We start from the raw sequence: 23,543 nt of genomic DNA, 5'->3' as shown, positions 1-23,543 counted from the left end.
TTACTCAGTGATGCGCCACTTTTGTTTACACCGATGTGGCGAAGACTGATATACCACCCAGAGATCAACTACGCACTACGGCAGACGCTGGTGCTATGTTTACCTGTGGCTGTTGGTCTGATCATCGGTCAGCTTCATCTGGGACTCCTCTTCTCCCTGGTCCCTGCCTGCTGCAACATTGCCGGTCTTGATACCCCGCATAAGCGCTTTTTCAAACGTTTAGCTATTGGCGCGTCTTTGTTTGCCGGTTGCAGTCTGATCATGCAGTTGCTGCTGGCACAGGCCATACCGCTGCCGCTTATCCTCACCGGACTGACGCTGATTCTTGGCGTAACCGCCGAGCTAAGCCCTCTGCATGCCCGACTGTTACCGGCCTCACTTATCGCCGCGATTTTCACGCTAAGCCTGGTCGGGAATATGCCCGTCTGGGAACCGTTGCTGATCTATGCGCTGGGCACGTTATGGTACGGCCTGTTCAACTGGTTCTGGTTCTGGATGTGGCGCGAGCAGCCGCTCCGTGAATCGCTCAGCTTGTTGTACCGTGAATTAGCCGATTACTGTGAGGCCAAGTACAGCCTGCTGACCCAGCATGCCGATCCGGAAAAAGCGCTGCCTCCCCTACTGGTTCGCCAGCAGAAAGCGGTGGATCTGATTACCCAGTGCTACCAGCAAATGCATATGCTGTCGGCGCATCGCAACAACGATTACAAGCGCCTGCTGCGTGCCTTTCAGGAGGCGCTGGACTTGCAGGAGCATATTTCCGTCAGCCTTCACCAGCCGGAAGAGGTGCAAAAGCTGGTCGAACGCAGCCACGCCGAACAGGTGATTCGCTGGAATGCGCGCACCGTCGCCGAACGCCTTCGGGTACTGGCCGATGATATTTTGTATCACCGCTTGCCGACCCGTTTCTCGATGGACAAGCAGATTGGCACGCTGGAGAAAATCGCCAACCAGCATCCGGACAATCCGGTGGGACAATTTTGCTACTGGCACTTCAGCCGTATTGCCCGCGTGCTACGCACCCAGCGACCGCTGTACGCCCGAGATTTAATGGCGGACAAGCAGCGTCGGTTGCCGCTGATCCCGGCCCTGAAAAACTATCTGTCGTTGAAATCGCCGGCGCTGCGTAATGCCGGACGCATCAGCGTCATGCTGAGTATCGCCAGCCTGATGGGCAGCGCTTTACACCTGCCAAAGCCTTACTGGATTTTGATGACGATCCTGTTCGTCACGCAAAATGGCTACGGAGCAACCCGGGTACGTATTTTACACCGTTCAGCAGGAACGCTCGTTGGACTGGTCATTGCCGGAGTCACCCTGCACTTTCATATTCAGGAAGGTTACACGCTGGCAGGCATGCTGCTGATTACCCTGGGTAGCTATCTGATCATGCGCAAAAACTACGGCTGGGCTACCGTCGGCTTTACGGTCACGGCGGTATACACCCTGCAACTGCTGACGCTGAACGGAGAACAGTTTATCGTGCCGCGGTTTGTCGATACGGTTATTGGCTGCTTAATCGCCTTTGGCGGTACACTCTGGCTGTGGCCGCAGTGGCAGAGCGGCCTGCTGCGTAAGAACGCCCATGATGCGTTAGAAGCCGATCAGGAGGCCATTCGCCTGATCCTCAGCAACGATCCGCAGGCCACGCCGCTGGCGTATCAACGCATGCGGGTCAATCAGGCGCATAACACGTTGTTCAACTCACTGAACCAGGCGATGCAGGAGCCAGGATTCAACTCGCACTACCTGGCGGACATGAAACTGTGGGTCACGCATAGCCAGTTCATCGTCGAGCACATCAACGCGATGACCACACTGGCAAGGGAACATACAATGCTGACGCCGGATTTAGCGCAGCGGTATCTGGAATCCTGTGAAATTGCGCTCCAGCGCTGTCAGCAGCGGCTGGAATATGACGGACCGGGAAGCTCAGGCGATGTGAATATTCTCGAAGCGCCAGAGATGCTGTCCCACGGTCCGTTAAGCACCCTTGAGCAGCATCTGCAACGGATACTGGGGCATCTGAACACCATGCACACCATTTCGTCGGTAGCATGGCGTCAGCGACCGCACCACGGAATCTGGCTGAGCCGCCGTCTGCGGGACATGAAAGGTTAAGATCGACTGCCGGATGCGCTGTGCTTATCCGGCAACAGGTAATCAGGCAACGACTTTCGCTACCGCTTGTGCGAAACGCTGCATCCCTTCATCGATATCCGCCTGCTCAACTACCAGCGACGGCGCGAAACGCATCACGTCCGGTCCGGCGTTGAGTACCATCACCCCTTCGTGCGCGGCGGCATACAGGAAATCGCGCGCCCGGCCTTTAAACTGCGGCTTCAGCTCGGCGCCAATCAGCAGCCCCATCCCGCGAATATCGCTGAAAATGTCGAACTGTTGATCAATTTTGTGCAAATGTTGGACAAACGCCTGACGTTTAGCCTGAATACCTTCCAACACTTCCGGCGTGTTGATGATATCAAACGCGGCCCCCGCAACTGCGCAGGCCAGCGGATTGCCACCATAAGTGGAACCGTGCGAACCCACGTGAAATGCGGAGGCAATCTCTTGGGTGGTCAGCACCGCGCTCACCGGGAAGCCGCCGCCGAGGGCCTTCGCGCTGGTGAGGATATCCGGCGTCACGCCGTAGTGCATATAGGCAAACAGATCGCCGGTACGGCCCATCCCGCTCTGCACTTCATCCAATACCAATAGCGCCTGGTGTTGGTCGCAAAGTTCACGCAAACCTTGCAGGAATTCCGGCGTTGCCGCAGTGACGCCACCTTCCCCCTGAATAGGCTCAACCACCACCGCACAGGTGTGATCGTCCATCACCGCTTTGACCGCATGCAGATCGTTAAACGGTACATGGATGATATCCGCTGGTTTTGGTCCAAAGCCGTCAGAGTATTTCGGCTGTCCGCCGACGGACACGGTAAACAGCGAACGACCGTGAAACGCATTATGGAAGGCAATGATTTTGGTTTTGAACGGGCTATGGCGCACGCAGGCATAGTGGCGCGCCAGCTTAAAGGCGGTTTCGTTAGCTTCGGTACCCGAGTTCATGAACAGCACGCGCTCGGCGAAGGTCGCATCAATGATTTTACGGCCCAGGCGCAACGCCGGTTCGTTGGTGAAAACGTTGCTGGTATGCCACAGGGTTTCACCCTGGGTTTTTAACGCCTCCACCAGGGCCGGATGGCAATGCCCTAGTGCAGTAACTGCAATGCCGCCCGCGAAATCAACATACTCTTTGCCCTGTTGATCCCAGACTCGACTCCCTTTTCCTTTTACCGGGATAAACTCAGCCGGTGCATAAATCGGCAGAATCACTTCATCGAATGTCGCGCGCGTAATTGCAGTTTGTTCAGTTGCCATGTCATTGCCACCCTGTTAAGCAGAAATGTTAGTGAAATTATAATCACAAAATATGAATAAAAAATCACTGAATAGCAACCACAAATCACCTGTTGAGGAAATTAGCCAGCAGTTGATGCCCCTGTTCGCTGAGAATACTCTCCGGGTGAAACTGCACACCTTCCATATCCCACTCGCGGTGACGAATGCCCATAATCTCCTGCGTTTCACTCCAGGCCGTCACCTCAAAGCAGTCAGGAAGCGTCGCGGGGGCAACCACCAGAGAGTGGTAGCGCGTCACCGTTAATGGGTTGGCGAGCCCCTGAAAAACACCCTGCCCGTTATGCGTAATTGGCGAGGTTTTACCGTGCATCACTTTAGCTGCCCGAACCACTATCGCGCCAAAGGCCTGCGCCATAGCCTGATGTCCCAGACAAACACCCAGCAGGGGCGTCTTGCCCGCGAAATGACGAATAACATCCAATGAGATACCAGCGTCATCCGGCGTGCAGGGGCCTGGGGATATTACGATTTTTTGCGGGCTTAGCGCGTCGATTTGCGCCAGCGTCAGTTCGTCGTTGCGCCTGACAAGGACATCAGCGCCCAGTTCGCAGAAGTATTGGTACAGGTTCCAGGTAAAAGAATCATAGTTATCGATAAGCAGGATCATGGCGGCTCCGGTACATAAGAACCGCGCTATTCTACTCAGTTTCCGGTGCTTCGCTTACCACTTTACGAAATATCGCCCGAAGCGCAGACAGGTCACCCATCGCCCCACTCTGATTAGCCAGGTTCCACTCCTCAACCGGAATGTCATCCCAGCTCAATATATACCCGGCATGAATCGCTAACTGTTCGAAAAAAATTCGCTGTGCCAGACCGCTGCCAATACGAAACGGATGCAGCATGTTGATTTCGCAATAATAGTGCGCAAGACGATCCACAAACTTATCTTCCGGTAACCCCACCAACCAGGACTCGTCTTCCAGGTCCTGCATCAGCGCATTGCCCTCTTTCTCGATATAAGCGAAATGACAAAAGCGGGTATCGCCCTGGTAAATATCCACTTCTCGCAGATGTCCCGCCCAGTCAAAAATATCCCGATACAGTTGGCGATGAATGGCGCACAGATGCGGCAAGCCCCGTTTAAGCGGGCCTAATTCGATAGTGGCCGCACGCAGCGCCGTCAGTTCATACGCCGCCTGCGCCAGGCGCTGTGCCTGATGAATCCCCAGACGGTTACGCATGACATTCAGGCCCGGATACAAATAGGGATCGCGTCCATCACCGAATTTATCGCTCATAGTGCCCCCTCAACTCTTCAAGACGCGCCAGGGCGTCTTCCGTGCTCAAAGTCACCCGTGGAATATCCACGCCTTCCAGCCGCCGACTGGCCTGGAAATTGGCATTTCGCCGTTGTTCCCAGAGTCTGGACTTTTGTTTATCGGTGAGTTTTTTCACGTGACCTCCCTGAATGAGCCGACACTTGCCACAAGTATAAGCGGCAATTTCAGGTTACGCAGAGAAGGGAAAGAACGCGGACAGGAACTGCCCGCGCAAAAGACGTTTACGGCAGGACTTTGGCAGACAGGATAACAATCGGTTTTGACGGGACATTCTGGTAAGGACCAACATCATGGGTCTGCACCTGAGAGATCTTATCCGCGACATCCATACCTTTCACAACTTTACCGAAGACCGCGTACCCAAAGTCGCGCTGGCCGTGATCGAGGAACGCATTGTCTGCAATATTGATAAAGAACTGGCTGGTCGCGCTGTCTTTATCTGCTGTACGCGCCATGGCAATCGTGCCGCGGGTATTACGCAGTCCGTTATCAGCTTCATTCTTGATTGGCGGGTTAGGTTTCTTCTGCTGCATCTGCTCGGTAAAACCGCCGCCCTGCACCATGAAGCCAGGGATCACGCGGTGGAACGTGGTGTTGTTATAGAAACCGCTGTTGACATAATCGACAAAGTTTTGCACTGAAACCGGGGCTTTCTGACTGTTCAGCTCCAGCTCAATGTTACCGGCAGAGGTTGTCAGCAGGACATGCGGGTCACCTTTTGCTGCCAGTGCTGCGGGAGAGAGAGCAGAAAGAGCGAGAACAGCTGCAACAGCCGCCAGAGTCGATTTGAGCATGAGAATTCCTTAACAAGAGCAGAAATGAAGCAAGTGAATTGATTCTAAAGAGCCTTCAAGAACAAGGCCATCCCTTTACTTAATTTTACGTACTTGAAACAAATGTAACCTTATAGCCTCAAGATTCAATGCGATCTAGATCACATAAAAAAATGTAACGTAGCAAGTAATTACCAATAAACATTTAAATGCATCACTAAAGCGCCTAAAATCTGCCCGCTCACGGCGCAGTCAATGCGCCTAACACTTCTATACAGGCCAGTCATGACTAACAGCAATCGCATCAAGCTCACATGGATTAGCTTTCTCTCCTACGCCCTGACAGGCGCGTTGGTAATTGTCACCGGGATGGTGATGGGAAACATCGCAGATTACTTCCATTTGCCCGTTTCCAGTATGAGTAACACCTTCACCTTTCTGAATGCCGGCATTCTGATCTCTATTTTTCTGAATGCATGGCTGATGGAAATTGTGCCACTGAAAACCCAGTTGCGCTTTGGCTTTATCCTGATGGTTCTGGCGGTCGCCGGACTGATGCTCAGCCATAGCCTGGCCTTGTTCTCAGCCGCCATGTTTGTACTGGGTCTGGTGAGCGGTATCACCATGTCGATTGGTACGTTCCTGGTGACTCAGATGTACGAAGGTCGCCAGCGCGGTTCCCGCCTGCTGTTTACTGATTCCTTCTTCAGCATGGCCGGCATGATTTTCCCGATGGTGGCAGCATTCCTGTTAGCGCGCAGCATCGAATGGTATTGGGTTTATGCCTGCATCGGCCTGGTATACGTCGCCATTTTCCTGCTGACCTTCGGCTGCGAATTCCCGGCGCTGGGTAAACACGCGCAGCAACCGGACGCGCCTGTGGTAAAAGAAAAATGGGGCATTGGCGTGCTGTTCCTGGCGATCGCCGCGCTGTGCTACATCCTCGGTCAGTTGGGCTTTATCTCCTGGGTGCCGGAATACGCCAAAAGTCTGGGCATGAGCCTGAACGACGCAGGTAAACTGGTCAGTGACTTCTGGATGTCTTACATGGTTGGCATGTGGGCATTTAGCTTTATCCTGCGTTTCTTCGATTTGCAGCGCATCCTGACCGTACTGGCGGGTGTGGCTACCGTCCTGATGTATCTGTTTATCACCGGTACGCCGGAGCATATGCCGTGGTTCATTCTGACGTTGGGCTTCTTCTCCAGCGCGATTTATACCACCATCATTACCCTCGGCTCCCAGCAGACGAAGGTCGCATCACCTAAACTGGTTAACTTCGTTCTGACCTGTGGCACCATCGGTACTATGCTCACCTTCGTGGTCACTGGCCCTATCGTGGCGCACAGCGGTCCGCTGGCGGCATTGCAGACGGCTAACGGCTTGTATGCGGTCGTATTCGTGATGTGCTTTATTCTTGGGTTCGTCACGCGTCATCGCCAGCATAACGCACCCGCAACGCATTAATCTGAGTGCCGGATGGCGATGCTAACGTATCTTATCCGGCCTACAAGACAAGCTGTTCGTAGGCCGGATAAGGCGCAGACGCCCTCCGGCCTATTCCCGCGCCCTCTTCTTTCTCTGGTGCTGTAGGCCAATTCTTACAAAAACCCCTTAATTTGTACGATATTTATACAAACACGAAAAGCCTGTTAATTCCGTAACTTATAAAAATGCAGTTAAATCAGCCATATACCTCTTAAGGAGTATATAAAGGCGAATTTGATTTGCATCAATAAGCGGGGTTGCTGAATCGTTAAGGTAGGCAGTAATAGAAAAGAAATCGAGGCAAAAATGAGCAAAGTCAGACTCGCTATTATCGGTAATGGTATGGTCGGCCATCGCTTTATTGAGGATCTTCTTGATAAATCCGACGCTGCCAATTTTGATATTACCGTCTTCTGTGAAGAACCCCGCAAAGCGTACGACCGCGTCCACCTGTCGTCCTACTTCTCCCACCACACCGCCGAAGAACTTTCTCTGGTGCGTGAAGGATTCTACGAGAAGCATGGCGTTAAGGTGTTAGTGGGCGAGCGCGCAATCACCATCAACCGCCAGGAGAAGGTGATCCACTCCAGCGCGGGTCGTACGGTCTATTACGATAAGCTGATCATGGCGACAGGCTCTTATCCGTGGATCCCACCGATTAAAGGTTCGGAAACCCAAGACTGCTTCGTTTACCGCACCATCGAAGACCTCAACGCCATTGAGTCTTGCGCGCGCCGTAGCAAACGTGGTGCCGTCGTCGGCGGTGGCCTGCTGGGCCTGGAAGCCGCCGGGGCGCTGAAAAGCCTAGGCGTTGAAACCCACGTGATTGAATTTGCCCCGATGCTGATGGCCGAACAGCTGGATCACATGGGTGGCGAGCAGTTACGTCGCAAAATTGAAAGCATGGGCGTGCGTGTCCACACCAGCAAAAACACTAAAGAGATCGTCCAGGAAGGCACCGAAGCGCGCAAAACCATGCGTTTTGCCGACGGTAGCGAACTGGAAGTCGATTTCATCGTCTTTTCTACCGGTATTCGCCCACGCGACAAACTGGCCACCCAATGCGGCCTGGACGTTGCGCCGCGCGGTGGTATTGTGATTAACGATACCTGCCAGACTTCTGATCCGGACATCTATGCCATCGGCGAATGCGCCAGTTGGAACAACCGCGTGTATGGCCTGGTCGCTCCAGGCTACAAAATGGCGCAGGTTGCCGTTGACCATATTCTCGAAACCGAAAACGCCTTTGAAGGCGCGGATCTGAGCGCCAAGCTGAAGCTGCTCGGTGTTGACGTCGGCGGGATTGGCGACGCGCATGCGCGCACGCCGGGCGCCCGTAGCTACGTCTATCTCGACGAAAGCAAAGAAGTCTACAAACGCCTCATCGTTAGCGAAGATAACAAAACCCTGCTCGGGGCGGTTTTAGTCGGTGACACCAGCGATTACGGCAACCTGCTGCAGCTGGTGCTGAACGCCATCGAACTGCCGGAAAACCCAGACTCACTGATTCTGCCAGCTCACGCGGGCAGCGGTAAGCCGTCTATCGGTGTCGATAAACTGCCGGACAGCGCGCAGATTTGCTCCTGCTTCGACGTCACCAAAGGCATGCTGATCGCCGCTATCAACAAAGGCTGCCACACCGTTGCGGCGCTGAAAGCTGAAACCAAAGCTGGTACCGGCTGCGGCGGGTGTATCCCGTTGGTAACGCAGGTCCTGAACGCTGAACTGGCGAAACAGGGGATCGAAGTTAACAACAACCTGTGTGAACACTTCCCGTACTCGCGTCAGGAACTGTTCCATCTGATCCGTGTAGAAGGGATTAAAACCTTCGAAGAGCTGCTGACAAAACACGGGAAAGGCTACGGCTGTGAAGTGTGTAAACCAACCGTAGGTTCCCTGCTGGCCTCCTGCTGGAATGAGTACATCCTCAAACCACAGCACACGCCGCTGCAGGACACTAACGACAACTTCCTGGCGAACATCCAGAAAGACGGTACTTACTCCGTGATCCCGCGCTCCGCGGGCGGAGAAATAACTCCTGAAGGCCTGGTGGCCGTGGGCCGTATCGCGCGTGAATTTAACCTGTATACCAAAATCACCGGTTCTCAGCGTATCGGCCTGTTCGGCGCGCAAAAAGATGACCTGCCGGAAATCTGGCGTCAGCTGATTGAAGCGGGCTTTGAAACCGGTCACGCATACGCCAAAGCGCTGCGTATGGCGAAAACCTGCGTAGGCAGTACCTGGTGTCGTTATGGCGTCGGCGATAGCGTCGGATTCGGCGTGGAGCTGGAAAACCGCTACAAGGGCATTCGTACCCCGCACAAAATGAAATTCGGCGTCTCCGGCTGTACCCGTGAATGTGCGGAAGCTCAAAGCAAAGACGTGGGTATCATCGCCACTGAGAAAGGCTGGAACTTGTACGTTTGCGGTAACGGCGGGATGAAACCTCGTCATGCAGACCTGCTGGCAGCGGATATCGACCGCGAAACACTGCTCAAATACCTTGATCGTTTCATGATGTTCTACATCCGTACCGCTGACAAACTGACCCGAACCGCACCATGGTTAGACAACCTGGAAGGCGGTATCGAATATCTGAAATCGGTCATCATCGACGACAAACTGGGGCTGAACCAGCACCTGGAAGAAGAGATGGCCCGTCTGCGTGAAGCGGTGGTCTGCGAGTGGACAGAAACCGTTAACACTCCATCCGCGCAGGTTCGCTTCAAACACTTTATCAACAGCGATCAACGCGATCCGAATGTCCAGGTTGTGCCTGAACGTGAACAACATCGTCCGGCCACGCCCTATGAGCGTATCCCGGTGACTCTGGTGGAGGAAAACGCATGAGCCAGTGGAAAAACATCTGCAAAATCGATGACATTCTGCCTGCAACAGGCGTCTGCGCCCTGTTAGGTAGCGAGCAAGTTGCGATTTTCCGCCCGTATCACAGCGACCAGGTGTTTGCGATCAGCAACATCGACCCGTTCTTTGAGTCCAGCGTGCTTTCTCGTGGGCTGATTGCTGAACATCAGGGCGAATTGTGGGTCGCCAGCCCGCTGAAAAAACAGCGCTTTCGCTTAAGCGATGGTCTGTGCATGGAAGACGAACAGTTCTCCGTGAAACATTACGAAGCCCGAGTGAAAGACGGCACGGTGCAACTGCGCGGTTAATAACTTTTTGGGAGGCGCAACGCCTCCCCTTTTTTGACGTATTTGTAGGTCTTTTATTTGTAGGCCTGATAAGCGTAGCGCCATCAGGCAATTGCACAAGCACATTGCCGGATGGCGGCATAAATGCCTTATCCGGCCTACGGTTACGATTTCTTTTTATTGTTTGTACTTCAAGGATAATCAACACATGTTCACAGACACTATTAATAAGTGTGCGGCTAACGCTGCGCGCATCGCACGACTGTCGGCTAATAACCCGCTCGGATTCTGGGTCAGTTCGGCAATGGCGGGGGCCTACGTCGGTCTCGGCATCATTCTTATTTTCACCCTCGGTAATCTGCTCGACCCGTCCGTTCGTCCTCTGGTAATGGGTGCAACCTTTGGTATCGCTTTGACGCTGGTCATTATCGCCGGTTCGGAACTGTTTACCGGTCACACCATGTTCCTGACGCTCGGCGTCAAAGCGGGCACCATCAGTCACGGTCAGATGTGGGCTATTCTGCCGCAAACCTGGCTGGGTAACCTGGTCGGATCCGTGTTTGTCGCTCTGCTTTACAGTTGGGGCGGCGGTAGCCTGCTGCCGGTCGATACCAGCATCGTCCATTCGGTGGCGTTGGCGAAAACTACCGCGCCAGCAACGGTGCTGTTCTTTAAAGGCGCACTGTGTAACTGGTTGGTTTGTCTGGCTATCTGGATGGCAATTCGTACCGAGGGCGCAGCAAAATTCCTCGCTATCTGGTGGTGTCTACTGGCGTTTATCGCTTCCGGCTACGAGCACTCGGTTGCCAACATGACGCTGTTTGCCCTCTCCTGGTTCGGCCACCACAGCGAAGCCTATACCCTGTCAGGAATTGGTCATAACCTGTTGTGGGTGACACTCGGTAATACTTTGTCCGGTGTCGTATTCATGGGATTGGGTTATTGGTATGCTACGCCAAAATCGGAGCGTCCTGTTCCGGCAAAAATCAACCAGCCAGAGGCTACTGCCAATAATTAAGGGGTAATGTCGTGGATCATTTGCCTATATTTTGTCAACTACGTGACCGCGACTGCTTGATCGTCGGCGGTGGTGATGTCGCAGAACGCAAAGCGCGGTTACTGCTGGAAGCGGGCGCCCGTATAACGGTTAATGCGCTGGCGTTTATTCCGCAGTTCACCGTATGGGCAGATGAAGGCATGCTGACGCTGGTTGAGGGACCGTTCGACGAGTCCCTGCTCGACACCTGCTGGCTGGCTATTGCCGCCACCGATGACGATGCCGTCAACCAAAGCGTCAGCACCGCCGCAGAATCACGTCGTATTTTCTGCAACGTGGTCGATGCGCCAAAAGCAGCCAGTTTTATCATGCCCTCCATTATCGACCGCTCGCCGCTGATGGTGGCGGTCTCCTCCGGCGGTACATCGCCGGTGCTTGCCCGTCTGCTACGTGAAAGACTTGAATCTGTGCTGCCTCAGCATCTGGGCCAGGTCGCGCAATATGCAGGCAAGTTACGCGCCCGAGTGAAAGAACAGTTTGCCAGCATGGGTGAACGTCGCCGCTTCTGGGAAAAATTGTTCGTGAATGACCGCCTGGCGCAGTCGCTGGCGAACAGTGACCAGAAAGCCGTCGAGGAAACCACCGAGCAGTTGCTCAGCGAACCGTTGGACCATCGAGGCGAAGTAGTGCTGGTTGGCGCCGGTCCTGGCGATGCCGGGCTGCTGACGCTGAAAGGTCTACAGCAGATCCAGCAAGCGGATGTCGTGGTTTATGACCGTCTGGTATCCGACGACATCATGAACCTTGTACGCCGCGATGCCGACCGGGTGTTCGTCGGTAAACGCGCGGGCTACCACTGTGTACCGCAGGAAGAAATTAACCAGATCCTGCTGCGTGAAGCGCAACAGGGCAAACGCGTCGTGCGCCTGAAAGGTGGCGACCCGTTCATCTTTGGCCGTGGTGGCGAAGAGCTGGAAACCCTGTGCCATGCCGGTATTCCATTCTCCGTTGTGCCAGGTATTACCGCAGCATCCGGTTGTTCCGCCTATTCCGGCATTCCACTGACCCATCGAGATTACGCCCAGAGTGTACGTCTGGTCACCGGGCACCTGAAAACCGGCGGCGAGCTGGACTGGGAAAACCTGGCGGCAGAGAAACAGACGCTGGTGTTCTACATGGGCCTCAATCAGGCGGCTACTATCCAGGAAAAACTGATCGAATTTGGCATGCAACCCGATATGTCTGTCGCGCTGGTAGAAAACGGTACCTCCGTGAAGCAACGCGTTGTTAACGGGGTGCTTTCGCAACTCGGCGAACTGGCGCAGCAGGTTGAAAGCCCGGCGCTGATTATCGTCGGCCGCGTGGTTGGACTACGCGATAAGCTGAACTGGTTCTCGAACCATTAATTGAATGCTCAAAAATGCCCTGATATTGGACTGCCCCTATAAAGTTGGACAGTTCATATTCAGGGCATTTATTTATCTTCCGATAGAAATAAATCAAAAACCGATACACGCTATATACTCGCCTCAGTAGCCCAACCGTTAATCATTAATTAAATATATCTTTAAAACATTTAAATTCATTGAAATAATATTTTATATAAAACTTGTTATGTCCTAATCCGGACTACTTTAAATTTATTTTAGTTGATATCTTAACCGCCGAGAAATGGATTTCATCCATTTAAAAATAGATATCTTACAAGGATTTTAACATGCTGAAATTTGCAAAAATCACTATCGTTGCTGGTGTTCTGGCTACGCTGACCGCGTGTACTGGTCATGTCGATAACAAAAAAGATAACTGCACCTACGATTACTTCCTGCATCCGGCAATTTCTATTTCTAAAATTATTGGTGGCTGTGGCCCGGCTGCAGATCTGTAACAGAAGCGATTGCGCAGATACAAAAAAACCGGGAAATCCCCGGTTTTTATATTTATAGGTTAAATGCTCATTCACACGTTACCGCACTTCTCGCCGAGCAGGTAGCGGGCCAGGGTTGTCAGTCCCTCCTCTCTCTTGATAAATATCCGACGCATTTTATATCTTCAGTAAATTGAATATTTATATCTTCATTAAAGTGATTGATATAAGGAAATATGCAAACGGCGAGGCGCTTCATATTTTTTGAGATTCACCAGCGAACAGGCGAAAAAAAACCGGGTAGAACCCGGTTTCTTCAGCAACGCAGAGCGCATTACGGCTTGGCGACAAAACCAATCGCTTCGTAAACCGCTTTCAGCGTAACAGACGCGCGTGCGCTGGCTTTTTCCGCGCCATCTTTCATCACCTGCTGCAGGAAAGCTTCATCGTTACGGAAACGGTGATAACGCTCCTGAAGCTCGGTCAGCATGCCGGAAACAGCCTCTGCGACTTCACCTTTCAGATGACCATACATCTTGCCTTCAAAGTGCTGTTCCAGCTCCGGAATGCTCTGGCCGGTAACGGCAGAGAGGATATCCAGCAGGTTGGAAACACCCGCTTTATTCTGCACGTCGTAGCGTACAACAGGCGGCTCTTCGGAGTCGGTCATCGCACGTTTGATTTTCTTAACCACGGATTTCGGATCTTCCAGCAGGCCGATCACGTTGTTGCGGTTGTCATCCGACTTGGACATTTTCTTCGTCGGCTCCAGCAGCGACATCACGCGCGCACCGGATTTAGGAATGAACGGCTCAGGCACTTTGAAGATGTCGCCATACAGGGCGTTGAAGCGCTGGGCGATATCGCGGCTTAGTTCCAGATGCTGTTTCTGATCTTCACCAACCGGTACCTGGTTGGTCTGATACAGCAGGATGTCTGCCGCCATCAGCACCGGATAATCAAACAGACCGGCGTTGATGTTCTCCGCATAGCGTGCGGATTTATCTTTGAACTGGGTCATACGGCTCAGCTCGCCGAAATAGGTGTAGCAGTTCAGCGCCCAACCTAACTGTGCGTGTTCCGGTACATGAGACTGGACGAAAATGGTGCTTTTTTCAGGATCGATACCGCATGCCAGATACAGCGCCAGCGTATCGAGCGTTGCTTTACGCAGCTGCTGAGCATCCTGACGAACGGTGATGGCATGTTGGTCAACGATGCAGTAGATGCAATGGTAGTCATCCTGCATGCTCACCCACTGACGCAGCGCACCCATATAGTTGCCAATGGTCAATTCACCTGAGGGCTGTGCGCCACTAAAAACGATGGGCTTAGTCATTTTTTGATTCCTGATTTTCGCTATGCGGAAGCCCGAGAACGGGCAGTAGTTCATTAATACGGTCGTAAATAACGTCGGGTTGGCTCAGCGCGATCGACTCGCCGTAGTTGTAGCCATAAGTCAGGCCAACGGACGGACAGCCAGCAGCTTTTGCCGCCTGAATATCATTACGTGAATCCCCTACGAAGAGCAATTGCTCAGGCTTGATGCCAAGCTTGCTTGCTACCAGCAGTAGCGGATCCGGATGCGGTTTTTTATTCTGCACGTCGTCACCACCGATGACCACGCTAAAGTATTTGGCGATATCTAACGCCTCAAGCAATGGCGCGACAAACGGGGTCGGTTTGTTGGTCACCAGACCCAGCGGCAATCCTTTCGCATGCAGCGCGCCCAGCGTGTCGGCAACATCAGGGAACAGGAATGTCCCTTCCTCTGCGACATCGCCGTAGTATCTGTCGAACAGCTTACGCAAAATACGCACCTGTTCTTCGGCTGGGATATCATCATCAACGGGCGGTTTACCCATTGTCTTACGTAGTGTGGCGCGCTCCTGACGCGACCACGCCAGCGCGCGCTCCATCAGTACATCTGCACCGTTGCCAATCCAGGTGATAACGCGTTCTTCACCGGCAATCGGCAGTTCCAGCGCATACAGCGCCATATCCACCGCTGCGGTTAATCCCGGCGCGCTGTCGACCAGCGTACCGTCGAGGTCAAAGGCAACGCCCCGAATATCCTGAAACTTATCCATGACTTACCTTCGCCAGTTCATTGCGCATTTCATCAATGACTTTTTTGTAGTCTGGTTGGTCGAAAATAGCAGAGCCTGCGACAAACATATCTGCACCCGCCGCCGCGATTTCACCAATGTTGTTCACCTTGACGCCGCCGTCCACTTCGAGGCGGATATCGTAGCCAGATTCATCAATACGACGACGCACTTCGCGCAGCTTATCCAGCGTTTGTGGGATAAAGGACTGCCCGCCAAAGCCTGGGTTAACGGACATCAGCAGGATCACATCGAGCTTATCCATGACGTAGTCCAGATAGCTCAGCGGTGTTGCCGGGTTAAACACCAGGCCCGCTTTACAGCCATGCTCTTTGATCAGCTGTAAAGTGCGATCGACATGCTCGGAGGCTTCCGGGTGAAAAGTAATGATGCTCGCGCCGGCGGCGGCGAAGTCCGGGACAATACGATCGACCGGTTTCACCATCAGATGAACGTCAATCGGGGCAGTAATGCCATATTTACGCAGCGATTTCAGTACCATCGGGCCGATGGTCAGGTTCGGTACGTAGTGATTGTCCATGACATCGAAGTGTACGACATCGGCACCGGCAGTCAGCGCTCTCGCGGTGTCCTCACCCAGGCGGGCAAAATCAGCCGACAGAATTGAGGGGGCGATCAAATACTGTTTCATCCGCTTCTCCTTGAGAATTATTTCTTCGCAGGCGTTACAACTCCTGGTTTATACAGTGCCAGCAGTTCGTTCACCTTTTTACGCGTGCCGCCATTGCTGCTAATGCTGCGCCGCACTTTGACCTGAAAATGTTTCGCCGATCGGTACCATTCGCGGGTATCAGGCGTGTCATGGTTCGAAATTAACACCGGGATCTGCTTACTGACCAGCTTTTCTGCCATCTCGGCCAGATGCGCCTGCTCTTTTGGGCTAAAGCTGTTGGTATGATACGCGGTGAAATTTGCCGTCGCCGAAAGCGGTGCATAAGGCGGGTCACAATAAACCACTGAGTTGCTATCCGCACGGTCCATGCACTCTTCATAGGAGAGACAATGGAACTCCGCATTCTGCGCTTTTTCAGCAAAATGGTACAACTCGGCTTCCGGGAAGTAAGGTTTTTTATAACGACCAAACGGTACATTAAACTCGCCGCGCAGGTTATAACGGCACAATCCGTTGTAACCAAAGCGGTTCAGATACAAGAACAGTACTGCACGGCGGAACGGATCCTGACTGGCATTAAATTCTTCTCTGAACCGATAGTACACCTCAGCCTGATTGGTTTCAGGCATAAACAGCTCACGCGAAGCCTGCACATACTCATCGGTACGTGTCTTCACGATGTTATAGAGACTGATGAGGTCGCTGTTGATATCGGCAAGAATATAACGAGAAAAGTCGGTGTTGAGAAACACCGACCCGGCACCCACGAAAGGTTCAATCAGGCATTCACCCTGAGGTAAATGCCGTTTGATATCATCAAGCAGGGGGTATTTTCCCCCTGCCCATTTCAAAAAAGCGCGATTTTTTTTCATGCTGACTAACTAATTACACCTTCTCCGGCTGTGGAGAAAGCTCCGACAGCATCCTGCGCTTTAGTCTTTGTCCCGCAATTGGGCGAAACAGCAAACCATTGCAGAACATATCCTATCTTACTTCAAATCGGCCTGAACCTGGTGCAGCGGTTTTGCCCACGGATTTTTCGCCTGAATATCGGCGGGTAGCGTAGACACTGCACGTTTCGCATCTTCTTTAGACGCATACACGCCTGTTACCAGAACATACCACGGTTGACCGTTACGCGTCGTCTGATACACCACGTAGTTCTTCAGGTTTTCTTTCTTCGCCCAACCGTTAAGGTTGTCGTAGTTAGAAGAACTGCTGAGCTGCAGCGTGTAATGGCTGGACGGCGCAGATTTTAACGCTCCGACATTTCCTGCACTTTTCGCTCCACCAGCAACAGGTGTTGACGTTGTTGCCGTCGCAGTTGGCGCAGGCGTTGTAGTCGCGGTAGCTTTCGGCTCAACGGTCGCCTTCGGCGTAGCGGTAACCACAGGTGCCTTGGTTGTGGTCGTCGGCGCAGTTGCAGTTGGTTTTGCCTGAGCAACAGGTTTCGGCTCTGTCTGCGTCGCTTTCACCGTAGTTTGCGGTTTGCTCTTCGGCTCAATAACGGCCTGTTTACGTTCCTGGTGTGTCGCAGCAGGGCGTTCAGTCGTTTCCGTTTTCGCAGTCTGGCGCACAGCATTACCATTACGAACTGGCGCAACGGTCGCAGGTTCGGTCGGCAGCGTAGAGTTAACCACTACATTGTTAACCTGCTCCTGGCCTTGCGGTTGCGTCAGAGCGTTGTTCAGATCGCCCTGCACTTCAACACGCTGCTGGCCTTCAGTTGCCGCAGGTGTCTGACCTTGAGTTGGGGTAGAGGAAATCGGCGGTAAGGAAACATCCTGCTGGGTATTGCCAGCGGTCTGCTCAGCGCCCGTTGCAGGCGTAGTCGTGCTCGCCTGATCCGTCGCGTTGTTGCCAGAAAGATCGATGCTCTTCTCGCCCGATCCAGCCTGCTCACTGGGAGATGATGAGGGGGCTTTCAGCGCAGAACCGATACCGATGATCAGCAGCAACAGCACCAGGACACCGACACCCATCATCATATACTGACGAGAGGCAGGCTTGCTGGCGGGTTTCTTACGCTTGCGCGGACGACGTTCTACACGCTCTTCATCCACGTCATCGTCATCAGATTCATACTCTTCTTCAATGTCCCGTTCTTCTTCACGCTCTTTACGTGCGCGCGCAGGACGGCGATCGTCAGCATCCAGATCAACATCATCAAAATTGATTTGCGGCTCATTATCGCGTTCAGACGATTGACGAGAACGACCAGTACGACGATCGCTGGGATCGGGTTTCAGCTCGTCTTCTGGTTTGAATTCATCCATTTAACACCCCACTCAAAGGTTAATGCTTACGACTTTGCACATAACCTGAAGCTAAAAGACCTACGTTTCGCAACGCAAGCCAGACCTTTCTTGTTGTTACGCCGGCTGGCAATCAGCAATAGCGTTAAGAACCACCTCGTGCGACACTCCGCCGCGCACTTCACTCTTCCCTATAGCCCGCGGAAGCACTAAACGAATCTCTCCCGCTAACACTTTTTTATCTCGCAGCATGTGCGGCAGATAAGCCTCGCTGGACATTTCACGCGGTCCATTGACCGGCAAGCCCGCTCGCTGGAGCAGCGTAATGATGCGCTGCGTATCAGCGGAGGTAAACTGTCCAAGACGTTCTGACGTACGAGCAGCCATTACCATACCTGCTGCAACGGCTTCACCATGTAACCAATTGCCATAACCCATTTCAGCTTCGATCGCATGGCCAAACGTGTGTCCCAGATTCAGTAAAGCACGTAAGCCCATTTCACGCTCGTCCGCTGCGACAACTTCTGCTTTCAGCTCACAACAACGACGAATACAGTACGCCATCGCCGGACCATCCAGACGCAATAACGCATCCAGATTTTCTTCCAGCCAACTGAAAAATTCACCGTCAAGGATGATGCCGTATTTGATCACTTCCGCCAGCCCCGATGCCAGCTCACGCGCAGGAAGCGTTTTCAGACAATCGAGATCCACCACCACGGACGCCGGTTGGTAAAACGCGCCAATCATGTTTTTACCGAGGGGATGGTTTACGGCGGTTTTGCCGCCAACGGAGGAGTCGACCTGCGACAACAGGGTTGTCGGGACTTGAATAAAACGAACACCACGCTGATAGCTGGCTGCCGCAAAACCGGTCAGATCGCCTATCACGCCGCCGCCAAGTGCGACTAACGTGGTATCACGACCGTGCGGTTTTTGCAGTAACGCAGTGAAAACCGTATCCAGAACCGTCAGGCTTTTATACTGCTCGCCATCGGGAAGGATAACGCTATCAACGTTTACACCCGCCTGTTCAAGTACGCCGCGAACCTTATCGAGATAAAGGGGAGCCAGGGTTTCGTTGGTTACCAACATAACCTGATCGCCCGATTTCAGCGGTAAGAATGAAGCTGGCTCATTAAACAAACCAGCCGCGATGGTGATAGGGTAACTACGTTCCCCGAGAGTGACTGTGATCCTCTCCATTACGCGACATCCACCTTAGTTACTTGTACCCGCAGACGAGTGTGTATTCAGCCAGAATTAGTTGCTTTCCAACATATGAATAATCTGGTTTGCTACGACTTTTGCGCTCTGATCGTCGGTGCGAATGGTCACGTCAGCAATCTCTTCGTACAGAGGATTGCGTTCGTCAGCCAACGCTTCCAGAACTTCACGAGGCGGCGATTCTACCTGCAGCAGCGGGCGTTTCTTGTCACGTTGAGTTCGCGCAAGTTGTTTTTCAATTGTCGTTTCAAGATAGACCACGACGCCACGCGCGGAAAGACGGTTACGTGTTTCACGTGATTTAACAGAGCCACCGCCAGTTGCCAGCACAATACCCTGTTTTTCCGTCAACTCGTTGATGACTTTTTCTTCGCGATCACGGAAGCCGTCTTCACCTTCTACATCGAAGACCCAGCCCACATCAGCTCCGGTTCGTTTCTCAATCTCTTGATCAGAATCGTAAAATTCCATATTGAGTTGTTGAGCTAACTGGCGCCCAATAGTGCTTTTTCCGGCACCCATAGGCCCAACCAGAAAGATATTGCGTTTCTCTGCCATTTTTTCGGTACTACTAAGACTATTCGTTAATGGTAAACCCGCTTCGCAGACACTCAGCGCAGCAGGACATGAACTGAAACCTCATAAGATATTGCGAGAGTCAGACTGAAAATTATCTCAATACTCAAGCGGGTTTGGCAACTGAATAAATCACCAAACCTTACGCATTTCTGGTCGTGGCAGGCATGCTACCCTGCAAACATCAGGCCTGGCGACGTATCGCGCAGCCAAATGACACCAAATAAGCCTATGACACACCACCAGAAAGGCAAAGCGTATTTACTGCCGCATAAGTAAAGAAAAGTACCGACACTCAAATCGGTACTCCTTGTATGCTAAATACACCCGCACGTCAAATCTCTGAAACGTGTTCAGTGCAAAAACAACGGCTTTTCATGCATAAGTTATTGCGTTGAAACCAGTCTGGGCGTAATAAAAACCACTAATTCACGCCGTTCGTCTTCTTTACCATCATGACGAAAGAGAGAGCCAAGCCAGGGGATGTCGCCCAACAGCGGCACGCTGTCGGCTGCGGATTTATTCTTATGTGAAAAAATCCCGCCCAGCGCAATCGTCTCGCCGCTTTTTACCTCGACCTGGGTTTCAATCTCCTGCTTATCAATAGCCAGAACTTCGCCATCCGCCTGCTGTAGCACCTGCCCGGGAACATTCTGGCTGATATGCAGTTTCAGTCTGATTCGTCCTTTCTGCAATACGGTGGGCGTGACTTCCATCCCTAATACAGCTTCCTTGAACTCGACGGATGTCGCGCCGCTTTCACCGCTGGAGACCTGATAAGGGATCTCACTACCCTGCTTAATACTGGCAGGTTGCAGGTGAGAAGCCAGTAAGCGTGGACTGGCGATGATGTCCAACTGCTGTTTTTGCTCCAGCGCAGACAGTTCCAGCTCGAGTAAACGACCGTTAATACGGCCAATGTTAAATCCCACACGGGATGTGGCTGTGGATACAGAAAGATCGCTGGCAAGCGTTGTGACGTTCCCCACCGCCCCCGATTGCTGTGCGTCAGCCAGCGACCACTTCACCCCCAGCTCACGCAAGCTTTTTTCATTAATCGTCACGATATGCGCCGCCAGTTCGACTTGTGCAACCGGCAGATCCATTTGCGCCACCCACGTTTCCAGTGCGTTAAGCGCAACGCTATTATCACGCAGCAGTAAGCGGTTGGTGCGTTTATCCACCGTCATGCTTCCTTTGGCGCTGAGCAGCTTTTCTCCGGCTTTTGCCAGCTCGGAGGCATCAGCATATTGCAAAATGATACTGCGATGTTCCAACGGCAGGCTGGCCTGAAGCCGTGCCTGCTCATTGTCCTGACGAGCCGCATTTTCACTCTGCCATTGAACAGAATGCACATGCAGAATGTTGCCTTCCTGACGTAATACCAGCCCGGCGCTTTTCACCACCGTTTGCAATGCCTGCTTCCAGGGCACATCCGTCAAATGCAGTGACAGCACACCGCTGACATCCGGTGAAACTACCAGGTTTTTCTTTTCCTGTTCGGCCAGCGCCTGCAATACCTGCACAACCGGCACATCATCGACCACCAGCGTCACGTTTTGTGATTTCGCCGCCAGTACGCTCTGAATCCCGACCACCAGTACGAGCACTATCCATGCCATCCATCGCTTCATTTATCGCTCCTTGTCGTTGCCAATGCCACTGCGGCGGCTCGCAGTTTTTCCCTGTGTCGAGGGTTACGCTCTGGGCCGTTATCTGCGTAACCGTCCAACCGTTTTTCAGGACATCATTTCGCTCAACCCGCTGCCATTTTTTCTGGCTATCCTGAACAATGCCAATGGGTCGCGAGCCCTGGCTCAATATTCCCTGATAGCGCCATGCCGACAGCTCAGCAATTTGGCAACGGTCCTCCGGCGGCAGGAAGGGATTACGCATACCGGTGAGTATCAGTACGCTTATGCACGCCAACAGCCAGCGTTCAACCATCATTCAGACGCTCCAGTTGTAGTGTTAACAGCAGCTCCGCACCTTCTGCGTAAAGAGAAAACCGGCTGACGTTCATCCCTTGCTCCGCTAATTGGACAAACATCGGCGGGATGGCATCCCAGCCTGGCTTCAGCGTCATTTCTCCGCCCTGCGCGGAGGGTTGCCAGTGGATAAGATGTGCAAGAGGAGTCTGAAACAGCAGTGGGGAGAACGGAATCAGCGTCTCTTCAGGCTCTTCTGGCGATGACGCCAGCAGATATAAATTCCGCCATTGTGCCTGAATGGCCGCTCGTTGCTGGTTTAGCGCCTCTTGTTGTATAACCCGTTTCTGCGCGGTGGAGCTGAGGCATAACATGACGACGATGAGCAGTCCCAGCATCCAGCCACAGCCGCAGATGAGCCGAAAGCGCGGCGACTGCGCTAACCAGCTATCACAAAGCGTTTTCATGCGCACCGCTCCGCATCAGTCGATAGTGGAATTGCCAGCGTCCCTGCGCATCCTGCTGCGTTTCGCCAGGGCTACCCAATTTAAATAGCGGCAGCTGGCGTAATTGCGCTTCCAGCGCCTTCAGCGCGGCAAAGCTCAGCGTGTTTCCCGTCAGTTCCAGTGTCTCCTGCTGCCAGGTGATTTTTGTTAACCACGCCTGCTCCGGCAGTAATTCCGCCAGCCCTTGCAAAACCCGCTGCCAGCTTCGGGTCTGCTCACGCTGTTTGTTCCGCGCTTGAACCTGTTGCCATCGTTGCTGGCGCTGCTGCACACGCGGCTTTAGCGCCATTAAAGCCTCGGCCCGCGTCTTTTCGGCATCCGCTAACAACAATTCGACCTGGTTTTCTACGCTCAAAACACTGTAATAGCGCAACAACACGCCAATACTAAGCAGTAGCGAAACGCCAAATAAAACACTCCAGAAGCGTAGGCAGGCGCGACGTCGCGTCTGGCGCCAGGGCAGAAGATTGATGGTCGCTATCATCAACATGAGCCTCCCATAGCGAGTCCCAGTGCAATGGTGAAGCGATGGCTTTGCGTTGGAATTGGCGGCTGGCGTACAGACACCACGCTTAAAGGATCGAAGCCGCTGGGATCGCATAGCGCAATGGCTGTTGTGGAAAGCGATAATGTCGCGGCAAGCTCGTCGATACAGCCAATATCGGCCGTTGATTTACGCCCCCATGCCGAACGGGTCGCCCATAGCCACTGGGTATCATCATGCCATACCAGACACTGATGACGTTCTGGCAGGTAAGGTATAAATCGCTGTAACGCGCTGGCATCCGGCGTAATCGCCGTAACCTGCACCTTCAACGTTTGGATAAGCGTCAGAAGCGCTGAAATCTCTTTGCTTTGCGCGGCAGTGACGTTAAACGCCGGGCTTAACGTGTCTTCGCTATAATCAAAATGCAGCGCATCTGGCGCCATATCCAGCTCACGCGCCATCGAACCGGATAACCATGCGGCTTGCTCCGGCTCGCGCAGCATCATTTCCGGACGAGGATACTTTTTTTGTAACGTCCTGTTGGCAGGAAAAGAGAGATGAATATGGTGTCGGCGAGGAAGCTCCCGGCTCCACGGCAGTAGCGCTGCGACAAGCTGTTCAGGCTCGCGAATATGGCCATCGACGATAACCTGAGGCGTCAGCGGTATACGCCACCAGCGCTGGAGAAACCAACCGGATGCGTCGTGAACTACGGCGACAGCCAGCGCTTCATGTTGCTGAATATGCAGACCAATTTTCCAGATATTGAAAGCCATTGCTGATGATCTCCTTATCACCCGTTGCTTTAACGGGTATATCAATGCGTCTGGCTTGCCTTT

24 protein-coding genes and 1 pseudogene are annotated in these 23,543 nt (G+C 53.0%); 7 read left to right on the top strand and 18 right to left on the bottom strand.

All coding sequences use genetic code 11. The features are described from left to right. Positions 1-33 precede the first annotated feature (33 nt). Positions 34-2,121 (top strand): YccS/YhfK family putative transporter, encoded by a 2,088-nt coding sequence (locus HV311_RS01860; protein WP_016154774.1) that lies wholly within the window; start codon positions 34-36, stop codon positions 2,119-2,121. A 42-nt stretch (positions 2,122-2,163) separates the two neighbouring features. Here the strand turns inward: HV311_RS01860 and argD are convergent, their stop codons facing one another. The 5 genes from argD to ppiA all read right to left on the bottom strand — a co-directional run bounded on the left by argD (position 2,164) and on the right by ppiA (position 5,500). Further along, a complete protein-coding gene (gene argD, locus HV311_RS01855; protein WP_046275256.1) occupies positions 2,164-3,381 on the bottom strand; it encodes a bifunctional acetylornithine/succinyldiaminopimelate transaminase in 1,218 nt (405 codons plus the stop codon). Positions 3,382-3,466: 85 nt separating this feature from the next. After that, positions 3,467-4,030, bottom strand: a complete 564-nt coding sequence (pabA, locus tag HV311_RS01850) for an aminodeoxychorismate synthase component 2 (RefSeq protein ID WP_191220654.1) — start codon at positions 4,028-4,030, stop codon at positions 3,467-3,469. Positions 4,031-4,061: 31 nt separating this feature from the next. Next, positions 4,062-4,664: a putative adenosine monophosphate-protein transferase Fic gene (locus tag HV311_RS01845; protein ID WP_019078159.1), complete on the bottom strand. Its 603-nt coding sequence runs from the start codon at positions 4,662-4,664 to the stop codon at positions 4,062-4,064. Continuing rightward, positions 4,654-4,821, bottom strand: coding sequence for a YhfG family protein (locus HV311_RS01840; protein WP_016157626.1), 168 nt, complete (start codon positions 4,819-4,821; stop codon positions 4,654-4,656). Before HV311_RS01840 ends, HV311_RS01845 begins: the two co-directional genes overlap by 11 nt. A 106-nt stretch (positions 4,822-4,927) precedes the next feature. Beyond that, positions 4,928-5,500, bottom strand: coding sequence for a peptidylprolyl isomerase A (gene ppiA / locus HV311_RS01835; RefSeq protein WP_003023595.1), 573 nt, complete (start codon positions 5,498-5,500; stop codon positions 4,928-4,930). 264 nt (positions 5,501-5,764) lie between these two features. Between ppiA and tsgA the strand changes: the two genes are divergently transcribed. The 6 genes from tsgA to HV311_RS01805 all read left to right on the top strand — a co-directional run bounded on the left by tsgA (position 5,765) and on the right by HV311_RS01805 (position 13,004). After that, positions 5,765-6,946 (top strand): MFS transporter TsgA, encoded by a 1,182-nt coding sequence (gene tsgA, locus HV311_RS01830; protein ID WP_016154778.1) that lies wholly within the window; start codon positions 5,765-5,767, stop codon positions 6,944-6,946. Positions 6,947-7,273: 327 nt separating this feature from the next. After that, complete coding sequence (nirB, locus tag HV311_RS01825; RefSeq protein WP_191220653.1) at positions 7,274-9,817, top strand: NADPH-nitrite reductase large subunit; 2,544 nt, start codon at positions 7,274-7,276, stop codon at positions 9,815-9,817. After that, a complete protein-coding gene (gene nirD, locus HV311_RS01820) occupies positions 9,814-10,140 on the top strand; it encodes a nitrite reductase small subunit NirD (RefSeq protein WP_016154780.1) in 327 nt (108 codons plus the stop codon). Before nirB ends, nirD begins: the two co-directional genes overlap by 4 nt. A 187-nt stretch (positions 10,141-10,327) precedes the next feature. After that, the gene (gene nirC, locus HV311_RS01815) at positions 10,328-11,137 is read left to right on the top strand and encodes a nitrite transporter NirC (protein ID WP_016154781.1); all 810 of its coding nucleotides are present in this window, start codon (positions 10,328-10,330) and stop codon (positions 11,135-11,137) included. Positions 11,138-11,148: 11 nt separating this feature from the next. Continuing rightward, on the top strand, positions 11,149-12,522 hold the full coding sequence (gene cysG, locus HV311_RS01810; protein WP_016157628.1) for a siroheme synthase CysG: 1,374 nt from the start codon (positions 11,149-11,151) through the stop codon (positions 12,520-12,522). 311 nt (positions 12,523-12,833) lie between these two features. After that, on the top strand, positions 12,834-13,004 hold the full coding sequence (locus HV311_RS01805) for a YhfL family protein (RefSeq protein WP_016154783.1): 171 nt from the start codon (positions 12,834-12,836) through the stop codon (positions 13,002-13,004). Between the two features lie 77 nt (positions 13,005-13,081). On the opposite strand, the pseudogene HV311_RS27935 reads toward HV311_RS01805, so the two are convergent. From HV311_RS27935 to HV311_RS01745, 13 genes and pseudogenes are all read right to left on the bottom strand, one after another. Next, positions 13,082-13,159, bottom strand: a pseudogene (locus tag HV311_RS27935) (hypothetical protein); the annotation flags it as partial. Between the two features lie 158 nt (positions 13,160-13,317). Further along, complete coding sequence (trpS, locus tag HV311_RS01800; protein ID WP_016154784.1) at positions 13,318-14,322, bottom strand: tryptophan--tRNA ligase; 1,005 nt, start codon at positions 14,320-14,322, stop codon at positions 13,318-13,320. Continuing rightward, positions 14,315-15,073: a phosphoglycolate phosphatase gene (gene gph, locus HV311_RS01795; RefSeq protein ID WP_101700383.1), complete on the bottom strand. Its 759-nt coding sequence runs from the start codon at positions 15,071-15,073 to the stop codon at positions 14,315-14,317. The genes trpS and gph overlap by 8 nt, the downstream gene beginning before the upstream one ends. Beyond that, entirely contained in the window at positions 15,066-15,743 is a 678-nt protein-coding gene (gene rpe / locus HV311_RS01790) for a ribulose-phosphate 3-epimerase (protein WP_003023561.1), read from the bottom strand. The genes gph and rpe overlap by 8 nt, the downstream gene beginning before the upstream one ends. Before the next feature lie 17 nt (positions 15,744-15,760). Continuing rightward, complete coding sequence (dam, locus tag HV311_RS01785) at positions 15,761-16,597, bottom strand: adenine-specific DNA-methyltransferase (protein WP_016154786.1); 837 nt, start codon at positions 16,595-16,597, stop codon at positions 15,761-15,763. A 117-nt stretch (positions 16,598-16,714) separates the two neighbouring features. Continuing rightward, positions 16,715-18,001, bottom strand: coding sequence for a cell division protein DamX (gene damX, locus HV311_RS01780; RefSeq protein ID WP_075848121.1), 1,287 nt, complete (start codon positions 17,999-18,001; stop codon positions 16,715-16,717). Positions 18,002-18,097: 96 nt separating this feature from the next. Further along, complete coding sequence (gene aroB, locus HV311_RS01775; protein ID WP_047358161.1) at positions 18,098-19,186, bottom strand: 3-dehydroquinate synthase; 1,089 nt, start codon at positions 19,184-19,186, stop codon at positions 18,098-18,100. 57 nt (positions 19,187-19,243) lie between these two features. After that, positions 19,244-19,765 carry a shikimate kinase AroK gene (aroK, locus tag HV311_RS01770; RefSeq protein WP_003023552.1) on the bottom strand — a complete coding sequence of 174 codons (522 nt, stop codon included), beginning with the start codon at positions 19,763-19,765 and terminating at the stop codon, positions 19,244-19,246. Between the two features lie 404 nt (positions 19,766-20,169). Beyond that, positions 20,170-21,417, bottom strand: coding sequence for a DNA uptake porin HofQ (hofQ, locus tag HV311_RS01765; protein WP_016157631.1), 1,248 nt, complete (start codon positions 21,415-21,417; stop codon positions 20,170-20,172). Next, complete coding sequence (locus tag HV311_RS01760) at positions 21,320-21,733, bottom strand: HofP DNA utilization family protein (protein WP_191220652.1); 414 nt, start codon at positions 21,731-21,733, stop codon at positions 21,320-21,322. The genes hofQ and HV311_RS01760 overlap by 98 nt, the downstream gene beginning before the upstream one ends. Beyond that, positions 21,723-22,178, bottom strand: a complete 456-nt coding sequence (locus tag HV311_RS01755; RefSeq protein ID WP_191220651.1) for a HofO family protein — start codon at positions 22,176-22,178, stop codon at positions 21,723-21,725. The genes HV311_RS01760 and HV311_RS01755 overlap by 11 nt, the downstream gene beginning before the upstream one ends. After that, entirely contained in the window at positions 22,162-22,701 is a 540-nt protein-coding gene (locus HV311_RS01750; RefSeq protein ID WP_094168858.1) for a PilN domain-containing protein, read from the bottom strand. The genes HV311_RS01755 and HV311_RS01750 overlap by 17 nt, the downstream gene beginning before the upstream one ends. Next, positions 22,701-23,480 (bottom strand): DNA utilization protein HofM, encoded by a 780-nt coding sequence (locus HV311_RS01745; RefSeq protein ID WP_191220650.1) that lies wholly within the window; start codon positions 23,478-23,480, stop codon positions 22,701-22,703. Before HV311_RS01745 ends, HV311_RS01750 begins: the two co-directional genes overlap by 1 nt. Positions 23,481-23,543: the final 63 nt, after the last annotated feature.

Origin of the sequence: Citrobacter sp. RHBSTW-00881, assembly GCF_013728515.1 — a bacterium.
GTDB classification, from domain to species: Bacteria; Pseudomonadota; Gammaproteobacteria; order Enterobacterales; family Enterobacteriaceae; genus Citrobacter; species Citrobacter braakii.
This window is presented reverse-complemented; position numbering and strand designations above follow the sequence as displayed.